Raw genomic sequence first — 18514 nt, forward strand, 5'->3', positions numbered from 1 at the left:
AATCTTCAATGAATAAAAAAGGTCCCGGCAAAGAAAATGATATCAAACGAATGCGAACCGGCAGGCATTGGTGAAGCCGCTTTTTCTTATTTGCCGGACGGATGACTATTTTGCCTTTTGGAGGTATGGTCTTTCCCCAGATAGTAGTTGATCCAGGATGAGGTTTGGTAAAGGTCCCAGTTGCAGGGCGGAACAATGTCCCTGTCCAACTGCGATTCTTCGGCGTATTTCTTCAACCGGGAATAGGCCCGGACATAAATACATTGTCTCTTGCCGGGATAAACCTCGCACCATCCCCGGAAACTCCCGCCGCAGGCGCCGTTACGCTGATTTTTCGGGCATTGCGACATGGGGCAGAGATAGGCTGCATCGATCAGGGCGCAATCCCCGCAGTCCTTACAGTCAAAAAGCGCGACCTTGGTCAAGTGTTCCAGCTTGTGAAAAAAACCTTCCATTTTTGTCCCTTCCACTTTTGTGCAGAGACTTTTCATTACTCCGTAAAGTTTCTTTCCCGGTTCATACATCACTTGATGGAAGAAGCGCGAAAAGCCATATGGAAATTCGATTCGGGCATCGAGCGGCCGGTTCTGTCTTGTTGTCGCTGTCTCACGGTTCAGCCCCGTATCCGGATCGCGCTCAAAGTAGTAGAAGCCGTCGGGAATGGGATAATCAAAATAACGGATCAGTTCGGTCCATCGGGGGGCAAGTTCCTCCCCCTGACGGATAATGGCTTCCACCTGTTCATATTTGATGTTGTGACCGCCGATGTGAACGCCGCTGAAACCCATTCCCTTCATGATGGCATACATCCGGGCGGCGCGCAGTATTCTTGCTCCTTCTCCCTTGTCGGGGTCGTTGCGCTCGCGGTCAATGTCCGCGAGGAGTTTATCCGTGACAACGCTGCCCGGCAGGTCGTTGCGGTTCATCATTTTGGCCGCGCCGAAAGGCAGAATATAAATGTTTCCCACCAGCGGAATATTAAAACCATTTTGTTTCATGAAGAGCAACACTTCATGAAATTTCCGGGCATCGTATCCCAGCTGCGTGACGATGAATTGCGCGCCGGCGGCGATTTTCTTTTTCAATTTGTAATACTGGACCATCTGCTCCGCTTCGGTCGCTTTGAACGGAGAAACGACCGCGCCTGGAAAAAAATCGCTGGTCTGATGAATAATGTTGCCTTTGATTCCCGGATATGTCAGTCCCCGGTTCATGTCTGATATCAGCTGCAGGGTATGAATGGGATCCAGATCAAAGACCGGTGCGGGTCTTCCCTGAAAACCGGATGCGGGATAATCGCCGCTCATCACCAGGAGATTTCTGATGCCTGCGCGGTCCAGCGCATAAAGCTGGCTCTCCATCTGGTTGCGGTTTTTATCTTTGCAGGTAAAATGAACGAGAGGTTCGATGCCCAGCTTTAGAATTTCGCAACCCATGAAATCGGCGGACATGGCCGGGGTTCCGCCCGGATTATCCGTCAGCGTCAGGGCATGAATCTTACCGCCGGTCGCAGCCTGTCCGGCCAGTGCCAGCGCCTTTTCCTGAGCTGCTTCTTTCGCGCCTCTTCCCGGCACCAGTTCCCAGGTGACCGGGAATTCGGAGGGATTCAATAAAGCTTCTTTAAAACGATTACTTTGCATCATCATCCTCGAGTATTTGCTCTTGATGCCCTTTCAGGGCAAGCGGTACTCTTTACAGGTTAAACAAAATTGATGCGTTGAAAATCGCATTTACGAAAGAGCTTGTCAACTATTTTTCACAGGACAGGTAAATAGATTGACCCCCTTTCAGGGGGCACGAGGCTGAAGGCTGAAGGTTATAAGGTGCAGGTGATAGTTAATTTTTTAGATTGTTTATCCTGATCACCATGTTCGGCGTACCCCAAACTCCGTTTTATACTAAAAGCCTTCAGTCTTCAGTCTTATCCATAATCCTTTTCTTGCAGTTAGTATGGAAATTTGTTAATTTTATGGCATGCATCCGGAAAAGAAAAATATTACACGGAAATTAATATATGGTCTGGCGATTCTTGTTGCTGCATTATGGTCCTCGCCGCTTGTTGCCGCAACTGAAATAACCAATGTCCGGCATTGGAGCGCGCCCGATCATACGCGCATCGTTATTGATCTCAGCGCTGCGCCGAACTATCAGTATAAAATTACGGAAAACATTCTTACTCTGACATTTTCCGATACGACTTTTCATTCATCTTTGCCTGTTGAAAAAATGATCGGTAAACGCGGTATCAGCAGGATCATCTTTAAACCCGAGGAAGGCAATCAATGTAAAATTGAAATTTTCCTTGATGAGTACTTAAAAGCGGAAGTTTTTAAGTTGAAAAAATTCATGGATAAGCCCGACCGAGTCGTCGTGGATATTATCGTGGAACAGGTTGTTAAGGAAACGGTTGTTTCGGAGCGGACAACGCCCTCCCGGAAAAAAAGAGTGATAGTCATTGATCCGGGTCACGGCGGTGAAGATCCCGGCGCCGTGGGTAAGAGGGGAACGTATGAAAAAAACGTCGTGCTGGCCATCAGCCGCGAAATAAAAAAATCGATTGATAAAATGCCCGGATACCGTGCGGTATTAACGCGCGACGGGGATTATTATGTGTCGTTCAGCAATCGTCTGAACGTGGCCAGAAAGACCGGAGCGAGCCTCTTCATCAGCGTGCACGCGGATGCGGCCAGAAACCGCCAGGCCAAGGGGAGCTCCGTGTATTGCCTTTCCACGGGCGCAGCCAGCAATGAAGCGGCGAAATTACTGGCCAACAATGAAAACCTGTCCGACATCATCGGCGGTGTTCCCAACGGCGAAGGCAATAATCAATCCGACGAGATTATTCTGAATATGTTTCAGACCAATACGATTAATCTGTCGAAGACGTATGCGGCCGATTTGATCGATCAACTCGGCCGTGTGCAATGCCTGAAGTATTCCATCTTTCACGAGGCGCCATTTCGTGTTTTGAAACTTCCGGATACCCCCGCCGTGCTTCTGGAAACGGCCTTTATCTCCAATTTGCAGGAAGAGCGTCTTTTGAAAACAGGCGCCTTTCGGAAAAAAATCGCCGGTGTGGTTGCGTCGTCCGTCGCCAATTACTTTGCCGGTGCGCCTCCCGTTGCAGCGGCCCCGGATGCAGGTAAAACAGAAGACAAAACCGCCCCGGCATTAAAAAAGCCCGCGAACGACAATCGCAACAATCCGTTGAAGACGGTGACCTATCGGGTTAAGCGTGGCGACAACCTGAACGCAATTGCCGCTCAGTATGATACGAATCTGGCGACGCTTTTAAAGTTGAATGCTTTGAAAATAAATGATCCTCTCTATGTTGGCCGGAAGATTCTGGTTCCGGCTGCCGAACAGGAAACCGCTGATAAAAGGCCTCTGAAAAAATATAAGGTTAAAAAAGGCGATACCCTGTTTTCTCTGGCGAAAAGCAGCTCCATCACGGTTGATGAACTGCGGCGTATCAACAATATGACGGATTCCGATGCGTTATTGTTGGGACAGAAAATAAAACTCCCTCAATAGATATAACGTTATGTGAATACTTCAGCCCGTGCACACTCCGTTGCCTGCAGCAAGGCAAGCGGGCGAAGATAATGAAACACACCTTATGCATCGAAGATCCCGCTTTCTGCGGCGGGAGCTTCATTTGGAGACCATGTTTTTACCTTTGACATTCTTAAGGAGGTTACCATGACAGAAGCAACCCAGCAGGCTTTATGCGGCTTGCGCGACCTTTCCATGATTAAATGGTATGTGATTCCTCTTCTGGCGATTGTTTTTTATATTTATACCCGTGAAATAAAAGAAGCGAAGACAACCGGAGACTGGAATGCCGTTTTAGCGGGGTTGACCATTTTCGGCGTCGATTTCTTCAACGAGACCTGGAATGGCTGGGTATTGAATATTACCCAGCGTTCCGCGTTCTGGACGGCGCCCGGCGATACGGCGCTTCGCACCATGGTCGGCTGGAACATCGAAATCATGTTTATGTTTTTACTGCTGGGCATCATCTACTATCATACCCTTTCAGAGAGTAAAAAAGAGAAAATTCTGGGGTTGCCCGAAAAATGGTTCTGGGCGATCGGCTACAGCATTTTTTGCGTTTTTATCGAATGTTTATTGAATATCGGCGGACATCTGATCTGGGAGTATCCCTTCTGGTATTTATCTTTTAAAGGCGTCTGGCTGATTTTCCTGATCGGTTATTTCCACTTCTTCTGCTTTGCCATTTTAGTCATCAGCCTCAAAACGATGAAGGCTAAATTGACGGCTGTGGGTATTATTTACGCCGTTCCGGTGATGATGAATATCCTGGCGTTCGGTTTCTGGGGCTGGATATATTAATTAAGGCTCTGTTTCAGTGAAGAATGAATATTGATGTTACTTCAACCCCCATCCCGGCGGGGTCATACTCCGGGAGAAGTCCTGAAAAATAAAGGCATCTCCCCGGCATGCGCCGGGCTGTCGCATTGGGTCGATATGACAATGCTCACGGGCTGCCGGTGAGCTTTACAGCGGGGAGAACTCACCGATAAAAACAATTTACAGCCGGTTGTATTCATCAAAAACTTTAGAATATTTTTCATGGATCATTTTGCGGTCGAATTCCCAGAATTCAGCCAGCATTTTTTCCTGTTCGGATTGCGTAAAGTATTCCTGGCAGGGATAAAAGAAATGTTTATCCTCCTTCTCAATATGACGGGGATAGAAACTGCCCAATTCCCGTGCCAGACGAATGATTTCGGTCAGTTTTCCTTCATCGCCCGATAAATACATTGCTTTGGCGGCGACAATCTGAGCGGTTGTCTTTCTGCCCCATACATGTTCGTCAAGCAGTTCCTGCATGATTCTCTTGAGGTCGGTGGTCAATTCTTTTTTGGCCAGATCGCGAAAAAGAATTTCTTCTTCCTTCCCGTGGTGGGTGCGGTCCGCATACGTGCGAATGAAGTCAACCGCCGTGTCGATGATGACGGGATTGACTTTTTTATCTGCTTCCGCCTGATCCATATGACGCATCATCGTGCCCAGCATTTTTTCAATCAGACGGTGTTCCCACATTAAAGGTCCAATCGGTTTCATCCGGTCGCCCTCCTTTCAAGAGTGCAATTGTTTTTGTGACGGTTCAGATATTTCTTTTTTGTTGTTCTTTATAACATGCCTGCGGGTAATTGACAAAAATTAAATACCGGCAAAGATATGGCCGGCAATGCCTTTACAGGTATTTATAGCTGTTGCAACTTGGTTGCATTTTTGCTACACAGACAAATCATGAAAAAAAATATCAATCATCATGTTATGGAAACGCTTCAACGGGCGGGAATTGCCGCGACAACGCAGCGTCTGGCTGTGCTGAAAATCCTGCAGGATGCCGATCAACCGCTCAGTATCAATGTTATCCGCGAAAAACTGGAGACAAAAACACGTATCAATAAGGTGACTGTGTACCGGATTATGTCTCTATTTAAAGAAAAGGGCATTGTCCGGGATGTTTCCGCCGCCGGCGGCGCCGTCTTTTTCGAGATGGCAACTTCCGATTATCCGTTGCACCCGCATTTCAGTTGCAAAAATTGCGGCACGCTCAGTTGTCTTACCCCACTGACTTTTTCTCAGGTGCGAAGATTTCTGGCAATTCTGGATAACGTGAATGCCGAGCATGTCGAAATCAATCTGGCAGGGTTTTGCAAAGACTGCCGGGGCGCAATGACATTATCAACGCAGCCGGGTTAAAGGAACGATCATGATAGACGCAAAAAAAATATTCTTACTAACACTGATCGGACTCTTCCTGATCGTTTCCTGTAAACAGGCCGAGGAACAAGGAGGGCGTGATACCCGTCTGAAAGTTATGGCCACGATTTTTCCTCTGTACGATTTTGCGCGAAACATCGGTGGCGATAAGGTTACTGTTACGATGCTGCTTCCGCCTGCGTCGGATGCGCATCATTATGAGCTGAAGCCGAATGATATCGTGCGGGTCAGTAAAACGGATATTTTTCTCTTTACCAGTTTTGAAATGGAACAGTGGGCGTATAAAGTGATCAATGCCGCCGCTGAAAAAACAAATATGCTGGCTGTTGAAACCGGACAGGGTGCGGCATTGCTGCCTTTGTCCGTGTCACAGGGGCATTATGCCGATCATCAACCCGTCCGCCGGGAAAACGACATGGAACACGCGACCAGATTTGATCCGCACATCTGGCTGGACTTCACGAACGCGCAGAAGATGATCGATAATATTACAACAGCATTCATCAACAAAGATCCGGCAAACAGCGAAACCTATAAAAAGAATGCCGAAGACTATAAGCGCAGGCTGACGGAGCTGGACAGCCGGTACCGTGCTCAGTTGTCAAACTGCAAAACAAGAACCATTCTGCATGCCGGACACTGGGCCTTTGCGTATCTGGCTCAGAAGAACAATTTAAAATACAGATCAGCTTATAATATGTCGGCGGATGCGGAGCCTTCGCCGCAGCAGATAGTTGAATTGATCGAACAGGTCAAAGAACAAAAACTGGCATACATTTATTACGAAGATCTGACCGCGCCCAAGCTGGCCAGAACCATTGCGTCGGAAACAGGCGCAGGCCTGCTCAAACTCAGCAACGGGCACGACATCAGTAAAAAAGATATTCAGGACGGCGAATCCTTTATAACGCTGATGGAAAGAAATCTGGTGAACCTCAAGAAGGGAATGCAATGCCCGTAATTCGCGCAGATAATTTAACATTCCGGTATAACGGTCTGGATGTGATCAGCGACGTCACTTTTTTCGTGGAAAAGGGGATCTATCTGGGCATTGTGGGCCCTAACGGTTCGGGCAAAAGCACATTGATTAAATGCATTTTGGGCATTTTAAAGCCTGAACTGGGCAGAGTCGAGCTGTTCGGCAAACCTCCCGATATTTTCCGGCAGTGGGAAAAAATCGGCTATCTGCCGCAGCGGCTCAGCGCATTGAACGCGCATTTTCCCGGCACGGTGGAAGAGATTGTCCAAATGGGTTTGCCCAAAAAAGATGCGGCCACTTTGAGGCGCACGCTGGAAATGATGGCAATCGGCCATCTCGCATCGCGTTTGATCGGCGAACTGTCTTATGGTGAACAGCAGCGTGCCATGCTGGCAAGGGCTCTGATGAGACGGCCGGAATTGCTGATCTTTGACGAGCCGACTACCGCGCTGGATCCTGAAACCCGGGAAATTTTTTATTCGCTGACGAAGATGTTGAATCAGGGGGAGGGAACGACGATTATTCTGATCACGCACGACAGCGGAATTATCGGTCAATACGCGCAAAACCTTCTTTATCTGGATAAAAAAGTGATCTTCTCGGGGACTTTCAAAGATTTCTGCTCGTCCGGAGACATGACCGGATTATTTGGCCCGAGAAGTCAGCACATCATCTGCCATCAACATGATCAAACAAGGGAGGGCGGCTGATGAATTTACTGGATATCGTGAGTTATGGATTTGTTCAACGGGCGATGGTTGCCGGCATGCTGATTGCCGCTGTTTCAGCAATGCTGGGAATGTTTCTTGTTCTGCGCCGTTTTTCTTTAATAGGCGACGGCCTTGCCCATACCACCTTCGGCAGCGTTGCCGTTGTGCTTTTAATCGGCATCAGTCCCCTTTATGTCACTCTTGCGGCACTGCCGCTGGTGATGGTTTCGTCCCTGGCGATTTACAAGTTAACTTCCTCACGAAAGATTCATGCGGATGCGGCCATCGGCATTATTTCTTCGCTGGGAATTGCGTCCGGTATTGTCCTGGCCAGCCTGTCCGGAGGATTCAATGTTGATTTGTTCAGTTATCTTTTTGGAAATATTCTAACCGTGAATAATACGGAACTGCTCCTTTCTTTCATCGTTTTTCTGATTGTCGTGGCGGTGGTCATTTATTTCTACGACGATTTGTTCGCGGTGACTTTCGATCAGGAACTGGCTCAAAGTATGGGCATCAAAACCGGGAGAATTAACGTCATTCTCTTTCTGATGACGGCCGTTGCCGCCGTTCTGGCCATGAAAGTCGCCGGCATTATGCTGGTTTCAGCCCTGCTGATTCTGCCAGCGCTCACCGCGCTGCAGATGTCCGTCAGTTTCCGGACGACGATGATTGCTGCGGTCAGCTTTTCAATCGCGGCGGTGGTTTGCGGAATTGGTTTTGCTTTTTTACTGAATTTACCGGCGGGCGCAATGATTGTCCTGTTTAATATCTGTTTCCTCCTACTGGTTTTCGCGGCTAAAAGGCTCTCTCACCTGCGGAGGTGAAGTACGATGTCGGTCATTAAAATTATTGCGACAGTTCCCAATCTGCTTTTTATTGCCGCTATGGTGATGGGTCTTTATCTGCCTCAGGCCGGACCCGTGGCTGATATTCTGATCCTGCCGGCATTGATGATTACGCTCACGGTAACTTTGCTTCGTTTTCCCGGCGGCTTTTTTAAAAAGCCCAGAGAACTTCTTTCCGGGGCGCTCCTGGGCAACCTGATGAATTATCTGGTTTTGGGAAACCTGATCATCCTTGGAAGCATCTTTCTGATCCGCGATGAAAAATTCTGGACAGGTCTTGTTCTGATCGCTGCCGTTCCTCCCGCTGTGGCGATTCTTCCTTTGAGCGATAAAACAGGAGGGGATAAGATGCTGACGCTGGCTGGCTTTGCCGGGTCTTATGTCGGTGCGCTCATTTTGACGCCGCTGATTGGAGTCGCTTTCCTCAAGTATATACCTATTCACTACACCAAACTCATTATTCTGTTTGTGGCGTTAATCCTGCTGCCGCTCATCCTGTCGCGTCTTGCCGTTGATCGGGATTGGGAGGCAAAGATTCATCGTTATGAGGGAATCATCTCCGACGGCTGCTTTTTTGTTGTATTTTATGCTCTGGCCGCCGGTAACGCCCTCATGATCAGGCAGTGGCCTTTGGAAATCCTCTTAATTTTCCTTCTGGCGTTTGCGGTCGTTTTTTTAATCACGTTTGTTCTAATGCTGATCGGCAGGTTTCATAAAGTTTCTTATTCAACCATTTCATCGCTGCTGCTTTTGGGAACCATGAAAAATTACGGTCTGGCCGGCGGCATTGCTCTGTATATTTTTAACCATGAAGCCGCCTTGCCTGCTTTAATTTTTTCCGTCGTCATGTTTATTAATATGATCTGGCTGAAATACAGAGCGCGCAACGTTGCTTCATTGCCGGCATCGGAGCAGACGCCTTCCAGCTGATATTTGACAAAGTAAATAGGCTGCCTATACTAATTGCTAATACTAACGGAAAGGAGAAATAAGCATGGCGATAAACTTACCGGAACTACCTTACGCGAAAGATGCGCTGGCCCCTTATATCAGCGCGAATACCTTGGATTTTCATTATGGCAAACATCACAAAACATATGTGGATAACTTAAACAAATTGATTGCTGGAACGGATTTGGAAGGCAAATCCCTTGAGGAAATTATTAAAATTGCCGCCAAAGATCCGGCCAAAGCGGGTATCTTCAACAACGCCGCTCAGGTCTGGAATCATTCGTTCTACTGGAAATGCCTGAAGCCGCAGGGAGGCGGGGCGCCCACGGGAGCTATTGCTTCCAAAATTAATGCCACTTTCGGTAGTTACGACAAATTTGTCGAGGAAATGAAGAATGCCGGTGTCACACAGTTCGGAAGCGGTTGGGCATGGCTGGTCCTGGACGGCAGCGATTTGAAGATTACCAAAACGCCGAATGCTGACACACCGCTTGCCCACGGACAGAAGGCTCTTCTCACCATCGATGTCTGGGAACATGCTTATTATCTTGATTATCAGAATCGAAGACCGGATTATCTCGCAGCGGTCATTCAGAACCTGATTAACTGGGATTTTGTTAATGCTAATCTGGGTTGAAATCCGGGCAACAGCAGTTACGGCCTTGACCGCTACGGTCAGTTTGATTGAAAGGAAGATGAAAAAATAAAAAGAAGGGGACCTGATACCAGGTCCCCTTCTTCAATATATAACAAACACTTGCAGGATTACTATTTCTTCTTATCGACTCTGTCTTTAAGCTCTTTACCTACCTTGAAAAAGGGCAGTTTTTTGGGTTCAACTTTAATTTTTGTTCCGGTTTTAGGATTTCTTCCCGTGTAGGAGCCATATTCTTTAACGACAAAGCTGCCGAAACCCCTGATTTCGATGCGACCGCCGTTTTTTAGTTCATCGGTAAAACCTTTGAAAACAAGGTTAACAACATCAATTGCTTTTTTTTCCGTTAAATTTAGCTTCTTGCTCAAAGCTTCAATAAGACCGGATTTGTTCATAGAGCCTCCTTAAGACTATTTACAGCACGAATCGCCTGATATTATGATGCTGCTCATCTTGCACGTTGGCGACTATTATTTATTTTTAAACGATTGTCAAGAATATTTTTAGCTTTTTGCGCCGTTTCCTGGAGCAACTGATTGATTTCCCGGCTGGTTAAATCCCGCCAATGGCCTTCCTTTAATCCCGTCAAAGTGATATTGCCGATGGATTCACGCACCAGACGGGCCACCTGATGACCGGCAGCCTCAAAACCTCTGCGAATGACCCTGTTTTTTCCTTCACGAAGCATCAGGCTGAGCCAGGTGCTTTTGTCATTGATCTTCTCAACCTTCAAATTTTCCGGTTTGAATATCCCATCCGGCAATTTAACACCATTGGCGATTTGTTTTAATTCTTCCCTGCTTAAGCGTCCCGAGATCTTCACCCGGTAGGTTTTGGGCACCTGAAAACGCGGATGCTGTATTTTTTGGGCAAAATCCCCGTCATTGGTCAAAAGCAGCAATCCCGACGACTCGTAATCCAGTCTGCCGATAGGATAGACCCTTTCCGGAACATCCCGGACGAGATCGACAACCGTCGGTCTGTTTTGCGGATCGGACATGGTCGTTACATATTCCGCCGGTTTATGTAAAGCGATGTAATAAAGAGTTTTTTCAAAGGAAATGGTATTGCCGTCCACCCGGATCACGTCCTGTTGGGGATCGGCTTTCACGCCCAGTTCGGTCACCACCTTTCCATTGACGCTTACCCTTCCTGTGGTGATCAATACTTCGACATGACGGCGCGAGTCAATGCCGGCGGCGGCGATAATTTTCTGCAGACGTTCTTTCATGAATTGATGTCATCCTCGAGAGTTTCCTGCGTGAAAGATTCATGCTCCGGCGTTTCCCGGACGGGAACGCTTTCCACAGCACTTTCTTCGGCGCGCTCCTCAATGGTTTCCTCTATGGTTTCTACCGCACGCTCCTCAGCCGTTTCCAGGGCGCGTTCTTCAGCACTTTCCTCAGCACGTTCCTCGGCCGTTTCCAGATCGAGGATTCCCTGCTGTTCGGTAATTTCTTTTAACTCTCTCATGGTCGGCAGGTCCGCCAGTTCCCTGAGGTTGAATACTTCCAGAAATTTTTTGGTGGTTCCGTAAATAATGGGTTTGCCCGGAACGTCTTTGCGTCCCACAATACGAATTAACTTCTTTTCCAGAAGGCCTCTGAGGGGTGCGCTGGCATCGACGCCGCGGACCGTTTCAATTTCCGCTTTCACAATCGGTTGCCGGTAGGCCACAATGGCCAGCGTTTCCAGCGCCGCCGGAGAGAGTGTCGCGGGTTTGGTGCCTTTGAGTTTTTTCACCCAGACAGACATTTCCGTTCGGGTGCGGAACTGAAAACCGCCCGCAACTTCCTGCACGCTTATTCCGCTTTGGCGTTCTTCATATCCGGCAATCAGCCGATCGAGCGCGTCTTGAACTTCTGTTTTGTCCACGCCGTCCAGGACGGCGCAGATTTTTTCCAGCGGAAGCGGCGATTCGGACGCCAGAATTAATGCTTCAATAATGGCCGAAATATTTTCCATTTTAAGACTCCACGGCCGGGAATATTCGAATGACACCGAACGCCGCCGTCTGATAAGCTTTGATCATCTTGAGCTTGATGAGTTCGAGCACGGCCAGAAATGTGTAAACGACCCGGCGGCGATCTTTTCTTTCTCCCAGCAATTCTTCAAAGGTAAGATTTTTTTCGAGCGTCAGGCGCTCCATGACATCATTGATAATATCCGTCAGCGACAGCTTTTCCAGATCAATCTCCAGCAGCTCTTTTTTATCCAGGCGTGAAACAAGGTGGTGAAAAGCTTCAATCAATTCAAAAATACTCACTTCAATCAGTTCATCTTCATCCGCTGCCTTTTTTGTTTCCTCAGGCAGGGCAGCCGACCGTTTAAACACGTCCCGTTCCAGGAGCGGTCGATGTGACAACTCCGTGGCGGCTTCCTTGAACGTCTGGTATTCCAGCAGCTGGCGGACCAGTTCGGCGCGCGGATCGTCTTCCAGATCTTCTGCGGTTGGTTCTTCCGGCACAGGCAACAAGAGGCGGGATTTGATATGAATCAGGGTGGAAGCCATGACCAGATATTCACCCGCCAGGTCCAGATTCAGCGATTTAATAATGTTCAGATATTCAAGATACTGCTGGGTGATCAAAGCGACCGGAATATTATAAATATCGATTTCATTTTTTTTGATCAGATACAACAGCAGATCCAGCGGACCCTCAAAAATATCCAGTTTGATTGCGTAATCTGTTGTCTGTTCTTCGGTCATATAATATCTTTAAATTTTGATGGCTTCACGAACTTCTGCCATGGTCTCGCGGGCTATTTGGGTTGCCCGGTTGTTGCCGTCCGCGATGATGTCATGAATTTCCTGTAAATGGTTCAGATAATAATCCATGCGTTCATGAACAGGCGCCAGTGCCTCTTCGATGCGCGCCGCCAGCTTTTTTTTGCAGTCGATACAGCCGATATCGGCAACGCGGCAGGCTTTATTGATTTCAGACACGGTTTCTCCGGAAGAGTATAATCCATGAAAAGTGAAGACATTGCAGATATCGGGGTTGCCCGGATCTTTTTTTCTCATCCGCTGCGGATCGGTAAACATGGAGGCGATCTTCTGGGAAAGCTCTTTGCCCCGGTCGGACATATAAATGGAATTATCGTAGGATTTGCTCATTTTCCGGCCGTCGATGCCCAGCAATTTCGGTACACTGGTCAGGAGCGGTTCCGGAACGGGGAAAACTTCTTTTTGATAGATGAAATTAAACCGTCTGGCGATTTCGCGGGTTAATTCAACATGCGGCAACTGGTCAACACCGACCGGCACGCCGTAGGCTTTGTACATGATAATATCGGCTGCCTGCAGGACCGGATAGCCCAGGAAACCGAAGGTGGATAAGTCTTTGGAGGTCAGCTCCGCCTGCATTTCTTTATACGTGGGGTTGCGCTGCAGCCAGGCCAGCGGTGTAATCATGGAAAGCAGTAAAAACAATTCGGCGTGTTCCTTCACCGCCGATTGAACAAACAGCGTACTTTTAGCCGGGTCAAGACCGGCGGCCAGCCAGTCAATGACCATGTTCACGCCATTATCTTTGATCGATTCCGTGGACGCGTATTCACTGGTGATCGCATGCCAGTCCGCCACGAAGTAAAAGCAATCATAGTTACCGCTGTTCTGCAGTTCAACCCAGTTTCCCAAAGCCCCGTGTAAATTTCCCAAATGCAGACGGCCGGTGGGGCGCATCCCGCTGAGAATCCTTTTGAGTGCCAAAACAAAAACTCCTTACAATTTGATGGATGGATAAATACACTAAGGCCTCCGATTGTCAAATAAATAATGCGGAGGCCCTAGTTGAGATAAAAGCTTAAAAAATAACTATTTCACTTTGTCGGCCAGAGTCTTGCCAGCCTTGAATTTCACGACTTTCTTTGCGGCGATTTTGATCGCTTTGCCGGTTTGAGGATTTCTGCCCGTTCTTGCTTTTCTTTTGACGACGGAGAACGTTCCAAATCCCACCAGACCCAGTTTGCCAGCCTTTTTAAGTTCTTTGGTGACTGCTCCGATGTAGGCTTCCAGCGCAACTCCTGCTGCTGCTTTGGTAATGCCTGCTTCATCCGCCATAACTCCGATCAATTCTGCTTTCGTCATTCTCTTGCCCCTCCCTTTTGTGAAATTAGATGTTTATTTGATAACATTACGACCTGCAACGGCCATGATCCAGTTCCAATTTTATAACCTTGTATCTGGTTTTTCTTACAACCGTCACGGACCTGATTTTCAGAACCAGCGCCCGATACATCAATTCAATTTATTGGATCCTGCTTGTTTACTCGTTTGACGAAGCGACCAGTGCTTCAAAGTCGCGCTACGACTAACACAAAAAAAAACAACAATCAAGAAAAAAGTAACCGCATGTCAGCTGCGCGAAAGCGATTTCAGCCGCTGAACCGCTGCCATCCGCCACGAAAAAACAGTAGACAGAAAATTATTTCAAGACGGACTTTTGATCAAAGCAGTCCTCTTTGACAAGCATTGTGCCATATGTTAGTAATCCGCACATCTCATATGCGGCTGCAATAGATGTGACATGACCGGCAGCGTGATCCTGATTAATCTGGTTGGAAATAAGGGCGGAAGCGCGAAGAAAAGCTCAAAGGCTTTGCGGCGAGTGCCAGTACAAAATCGTTTGCGGCGGCTGCCGCGGCCGCGCCCACGCATACAGCGGTGACTACCTGGCCGAAGATCCCCGCTGTTTCATCCGGGAGAGAGAAAAAAGTCAGTAAGCCAGATATGCCCTGATCTCACAGAATCTGCGTTCCTTGAGATGATATATTTTCAACATCTTTGGTGAGTTCATAAAAAGATGTTGACAAATAAAAACTGCAAGATTATAAAATCCCATCTCCAAAAAATCGATTCAAATATTTTTTAAAAACATTAACAGACTTTCCGACCGAAACGTCTAAGCTGCCTTTATGCTTATGAACTGTTTAGACGGGAGAATAGAATTCGTCAGCAAGCTTAGTATTAGCAGTGTGCTGCTTATTTTATTAATGTGAGCCAAAATGCGGCTTGACCCCATATGCCTTAATGGGAGTCAAGCGCATTGGGGTTTTCTATGCCGAGTTAGCCTGACGAATAGGGATAAGCGCTTCTAGTATGGGATACATCGCTGAAATGGACAAGCTGATCGCACAAGAAAACGGTTATCAGTTATTGGAATAAGGGTAACTTTGTATTTTGGGGGTGTTTCCTAGAACTTCCGAGCAGCTTGGGTGGTTTGTTTGATGCCCGAAAGCTTGTCATACTTGAAAGTATTTTTGGGCAGGACTTTGCAAAGTATATTCTAAGGAGGGTGGCGTGAGGAATAATTGTCTTAGAAATAATGATCTGAACCGTATTTGCATTTTAGCAATTGTAATTCTGACACTGTTTTTAACAGCTTTATCCACATTGGCGGCGGAGAAGCCGGTAAATGTTCAAGGTGATAAAACACAGCAAGTGAAGTATCCACCGTATCCTGATGTGTGGGGATATGAATTCCCCTGGCCTGCTGAAAATGACAGATTTTCTCATATACGTGTGACGCGAATGGATGACGGAGATATATTTGTCACATATGTCAAAAAGACTATTATATCTAAAATTAGAAGCAATTATATTTGGAGTTTTCAATTTAGTGGGATCCAGTTTTTTTCAGGTCATAAAAAAGATTTTACTGAAAAAGAATACAATGGATTTTGGGGGCAACATAGGAAAGGTTTTGAGAGGATTTCTAGAGAGATGCAGATAATTTTTGAGGATAAAAGCATTATTAAAAGGGTGTCAAAAGATTATGGCAAACCTGATGCAGACCGTCTACTTAGAACTTATATCACGAAAGAAGATAAAGATGGCAATATAATCTGGCGTAAGAACATTATCTACATGCCTGTAAAACCGCTGAGGAAGGAATTGCGCCATGACCCGGTTGATGACCGAAATGATGCCTTAAAAAATAAATATTTAACAAAAAGAGTTGTCGATGTTTTCCCTATGTTTGTTCCGCTACAGGATTATACATTTTTGCTTTATGATATGGAGGGAAATTTCATTATACGTCTTGACAAGGATCTCAAGACAAAAAATGGTTTAATGAATAGCAGAATATTTCTCATTGACAGCGAAATTGTAGAAAAGATCGAAGACAAGTTGAACGACGATGAAAAGTATAACGACCAGACTATCAATGATGCGCTTTACAATTATATCCTGAACTTTAGAAAGGATGGTGGAAGATGAATAGAATAAGATTTACAGGAGGAGATAATCTGACAGGACTTAAGAAATTACTCAATGATATGTATATGGCTAATGAATTGAAAAATGGTTATGGAGCATACGAGATTAGTCACGCTCAGAAGGGCAATAGTGGATACAGCTTTGGTCCTGTCCAGTGGGATTTAAAGAAGAATGACGCTGGGCGTGATATTTTTATTGATATTCTTGCTAATGCAACGGACGTAAATGGTAATAAAATTATCAGTACTTCAATTGTTGAGACGATTAGCGGAAAAATTGTGAAAAGTGGCATAGAAGGAAAGCTAACTCTGGATGAGCGGAATGTTATTGATCAAGCCCTTTCCAGTACCTATGGGATAAATAAAATCAACAATGCGTATTCCGCCGCACTCAATGAAAAAATTGAAAGAATTGATGCTGTTATAGCTGCTGTCGACCCCCCCCAATATAAAAAATTCATCCAGAACAATGACATAGTTAAGCTTTTTATAGCCGATGTAGCAGTTCAATTCGGTACAGAGGTTAACAATTGTCTAGTAACCTATCTTGATGGTGATGCGGTGAAATTGCCAGATCTTAATGGTATTATCGGGAAGACTGTTCAGATGTCAGGAGAACCTGGCGTTGAAGACCTTATCAATTTTTCACTTGGGACAGTCTATGGTCAGACGAATGCCGGCGATCTGTTAAGACGATTCAGCAATATCATTGAAACTGTTGGAGTTGATAATGTGCCGATAACGAACGAACTGACAGAGTTTCTTAAGAATATAAAAAGTATAATTTCAGAGAAAGTATATAAACGAGTCATAAAGAATAAAGATAATTGGGGGCTTGTTGGCATTCTTAAAAAGGCGGGAATTATTTCCCCAGGAGATTTAACAAAAGCAAGACGAGGGCTCACTGACGCCTCTGACGCACCCCCACCGCGACTGGATCCGCTAATGATCGATCTGGACGGTGATGGGATTGAAACCACTGCTTTTACAGATGGCGCTTACTTTGATCATGGCGGTAACGGCTTTGCCGAGAGAACAGGTTGGGTTTCCGGTGATGATGGCCTGCTAGTCAGAGACATAAACGGCGACGGCATCATCAATAATGGCGGTGAGCTTTTTGGCGACCAGACGCTTTTACAAAATGGTCAAATGGCAACCGGCAGTTTCCAGGCTTTGGCCGATCTCGACAGCAATGCGGACGGCAGGATCGATACCAACGATGCGGCGTTTGCCCAGTTGAAAATGTGGCAGGATTGGGATGGCGACGGTTACTCCACAGCCGAGGAACTGAAGACACTTGATGCATTGGGCATTACTGCTCTCAATACCGGTTACACCAGTACGGATATCTCCGACGGCCTGGGCAACACCCAGGTACAGGCCGGCACATTTGAAAAGTCCGACAGCATGACCGGGCAGATGGGCGGCTTTCTTCTTCAGCGGGATACCGTTTATACTATTGCGGAAGAATGGTTGGATGTTCCTGCAGACATTGCAGCACTGCCTGATCTTCAGGGATATGGCAATGTCTATGATTTGCAGCAAGCAATGGTCAGAGACGTAAGCGGAGATTTACAGGCGCTGGTGGAACAGTTTATCGCAGAGACGGACGCACAGGTATTGACTTCCGCAGGCGGCACAACACCTATCATTTCTTCATCGGGAAATATCCGCAACGCGACATTCGAGCAGATACTATTTAAGTGGACAGGCGCTGACGTCGTTGATTCGAATAGCCGCGGCGGTTTGTTTGATGCCAGAAAGCTTAACGTACTCGAAAAGATTCTCGGGCAGGACTTTGTCGGTGCATCGGGTGCAAACCCGAATGCCAATGCTGTACCGTTTTTAAATCAGGCCTATCAGAAATTATTTGGGATATTTTACGGCGAGCTCATGATGCAAACCCATCTCAAAGATTTTTTTGATGAAATCACCTATAGTTGGGATGAAACCACGCAGAGCATTAAAGGCGATCTAAGTGCTGTCGCCATGGACTTTCAGCAGCGTATTTTGGCAGACCCGCCGGAAGGGAAATTTGCATTGGCGGAATTTGTCCGGTCACTTGGTGGACTCAACTCGGAAAACAGCGTTGCTTGGGATTATGAGAGTTTCAAAAGAGAAATGCTCAGTATGACTGATGATGATGTGTCTTTTATTTTTGATTCTTTAGATAAAAATATTATTGCCGGTGGTAGCGGGAATGATGCGCTTACTATTAATAGCGCCAATGATGCCTTATATGGTGGTGAAGGAAACGACAGCCTTACCGGCGGAAGTGGTAATGATATTCTGTCTGGTGGTGCTGGTGCCGACGCGTTATATGGTGATGGCGGGAATGACATTTTATCGGGCGGTACAGGGAATGGTGATTGGCTTACTGGCGGTTTAG

The 18514-nt window shown here is 46.7% G+C and carries 18 protein-coding genes; 10 read left to right on the forward strand and 8 right to left on the reverse strand.

Going from position 1 to position 18514, the window contains the following annotated elements:
* Positions 1 to 86 precede the first annotated feature (86 nt).
* The gene (locus CVU71_06775) at positions 87 to 1640 is read right to left on the reverse strand and encodes a methylenetetrahydrofolate reductase (GenBank protein PKN20054.1); all 1554 of its coding nucleotides are present in this window, start codon (positions 1638 to 1640) and stop codon (positions 87 to 89) included.
* 334 nt (positions 1641 to 1974) lie between these two features.
* On the opposite strand from CVU71_06775, the gene CVU71_06780 reads away from it, so the two are divergent.
* Positions 1975 to 3534, forward strand: a complete 1560-nt coding sequence (locus CVU71_06780) for a hypothetical protein (protein ID PKN20055.1) — start codon at positions 1975 to 1977, stop codon at positions 3532 to 3534.
* A 168-nt stretch (positions 3535 to 3702) separates the two neighbouring features.
* Positions 3703 to 4356 carry a hypothetical protein gene (locus CVU71_06785; GenBank protein PKN20056.1) on the forward strand — a complete coding sequence of 218 codons (654 nt, stop codon included), beginning with the start codon at positions 3703 to 3705 and terminating at the stop codon, positions 4354 to 4356.
* A gap of 198 nt (positions 4357 to 4554) precedes the next feature.
* Here the strand turns inward: CVU71_06785 and CVU71_06790 are convergent, their stop codons facing one another.
* Positions 4555 to 5091 (reverse strand): cation-binding protein, encoded by a 537-nt coding sequence (locus CVU71_06790; GenBank protein PKN20057.1) that lies wholly within the window; start codon positions 5089 to 5091, stop codon positions 4555 to 4557.
* 117 nt (positions 5092 to 5208) lie between these two features.
* On the opposite strand from CVU71_06790, the gene CVU71_06795 reads away from it, so the two are divergent.
* The 6 genes from CVU71_06795 (at position 5209) to CVU71_06820 (ending at position 9885) form a co-directional block, all read left to right on the forward strand.
* The gene (locus CVU71_06795; protein ID PKN20058.1) at positions 5209 to 5739 is read left to right on the forward strand and encodes a hypothetical protein; all 531 of its coding nucleotides are present in this window, start codon (positions 5209 to 5211) and stop codon (positions 5737 to 5739) included.
* Positions 5740 to 5749: 10 nt separating this feature from the next.
* On the forward strand, positions 5750 to 6721 hold the full coding sequence (locus tag CVU71_06800; protein PKN20059.1) for a zinc-binding protein: 972 nt from the start codon (positions 5750 to 5752) through the stop codon (positions 6719 to 6721).
* Positions 6712 to 7449 (forward strand): ABC transporter ATP-binding protein, encoded by a 738-nt coding sequence (locus CVU71_06805; GenBank protein PKN20060.1) that lies wholly within the window; start codon positions 6712 to 6714, stop codon positions 7447 to 7449. The genes CVU71_06800 and CVU71_06805 overlap by 10 nt, the downstream gene beginning before the upstream one ends.
* Positions 7449 to 8276 (forward strand): ABC transporter, encoded by an 828-nt coding sequence (locus tag CVU71_06810; protein PKN20061.1) that lies wholly within the window; start codon positions 7449 to 7451, stop codon positions 8274 to 8276. Before CVU71_06805 ends, CVU71_06810 begins: the two co-directional genes overlap by 1 nt.
* Positions 8277 to 8282: 6 nt before the next feature.
* On the forward strand, positions 8283 to 9227 hold the full coding sequence (locus tag CVU71_06815; protein PKN20062.1) for a hypothetical protein: 945 nt from the start codon (positions 8283 to 8285) through the stop codon (positions 9225 to 9227).
* A 64-nt stretch (positions 9228 to 9291) separates the two neighbouring features.
* Positions 9292 to 9885, forward strand: coding sequence for a superoxide dismutase [Fe] (locus CVU71_06820; GenBank protein ID PKN20063.1), 594 nt, complete (start codon positions 9292 to 9294; stop codon positions 9883 to 9885).
* A 131-nt stretch (positions 9886 to 10016) separates the two neighbouring features.
* Here the strand turns inward: CVU71_06820 and CVU71_06825 are convergent, their stop codons facing one another.
* The 6 genes from CVU71_06825 to CVU71_06850 all read right to left on the reverse strand — a co-directional run bounded on the left by CVU71_06825 (position 10017) and on the right by CVU71_06850 (position 13993).
* Positions 10017 to 10298, reverse strand: coding sequence for an integration host factor subunit beta (locus tag CVU71_06825; GenBank protein PKN20064.1), 282 nt, complete (start codon positions 10296 to 10298; stop codon positions 10017 to 10019).
* A 53-nt stretch (positions 10299 to 10351) separates the two neighbouring features.
* A complete protein-coding gene (locus CVU71_06830; protein PKN20065.1) occupies positions 10352 to 11134 on the reverse strand; it encodes a pseudouridine synthase in 783 nt (260 codons plus the stop codon).
* Positions 11131 to 11868 (reverse strand): SMC-Scp complex subunit ScpB, encoded by a 738-nt coding sequence (gene scpB / locus CVU71_06835; protein ID PKN20066.1) that lies wholly within the window; start codon positions 11866 to 11868, stop codon positions 11131 to 11133. The genes CVU71_06830 and scpB overlap by 4 nt, the downstream gene beginning before the upstream one ends.
* A 1-nt stretch (position 11869) precedes the next feature.
* Positions 11870 to 12613, reverse strand: a complete 744-nt coding sequence (locus CVU71_06840; GenBank protein PKN20067.1) for a segregation/condensation protein A — start codon at positions 12611 to 12613, stop codon at positions 11870 to 11872.
* Positions 12614 to 12622: 9 nt separating this feature from the next.
* On the reverse strand, positions 12623 to 13615 hold the full coding sequence (trpS, locus tag CVU71_06845) for a tryptophan--tRNA ligase (GenBank protein PKN20068.1): 993 nt from the start codon (positions 13613 to 13615) through the stop codon (positions 12623 to 12625).
* Positions 13616 to 13720: 105 nt separating this feature from the next.
* Complete coding sequence (locus CVU71_06850; GenBank protein PKN20069.1) at positions 13721 to 13993, reverse strand: DNA-binding protein; 273 nt, start codon at positions 13991 to 13993, stop codon at positions 13721 to 13723.
* A gap of 1212 nt (positions 13994 to 15205) precedes the next feature.
* Here CVU71_06850 and CVU71_06855 point away from each other — a divergent pair.
* Both CVU71_06855 and CVU71_06860 read left to right on the forward strand, forming a co-directional pair.
* On the forward strand, positions 15206 to 16126 hold the full coding sequence (locus CVU71_06855) for a hypothetical protein (protein PKN20070.1): 921 nt from the start codon (positions 15206 to 15208) through the stop codon (positions 16124 to 16126).
* Positions 16123 to 18514: hypothetical protein (locus CVU71_06860; GenBank protein PKN20071.1), on the forward strand; the 2392-nt coding region annotated here is incomplete at its 3' end. The genes CVU71_06855 and CVU71_06860, both read left to right, overlap by 4 nt.

It is taken from the genome of Deltaproteobacteria bacterium HGW-Deltaproteobacteria-6 (assembly GCA_002840435.1).
In the GTDB taxonomy this organism is placed as follows: domain Bacteria; phylum Desulfobacterota; class Syntrophia; order Syntrophales; family Smithellaceae; genus UBA8904.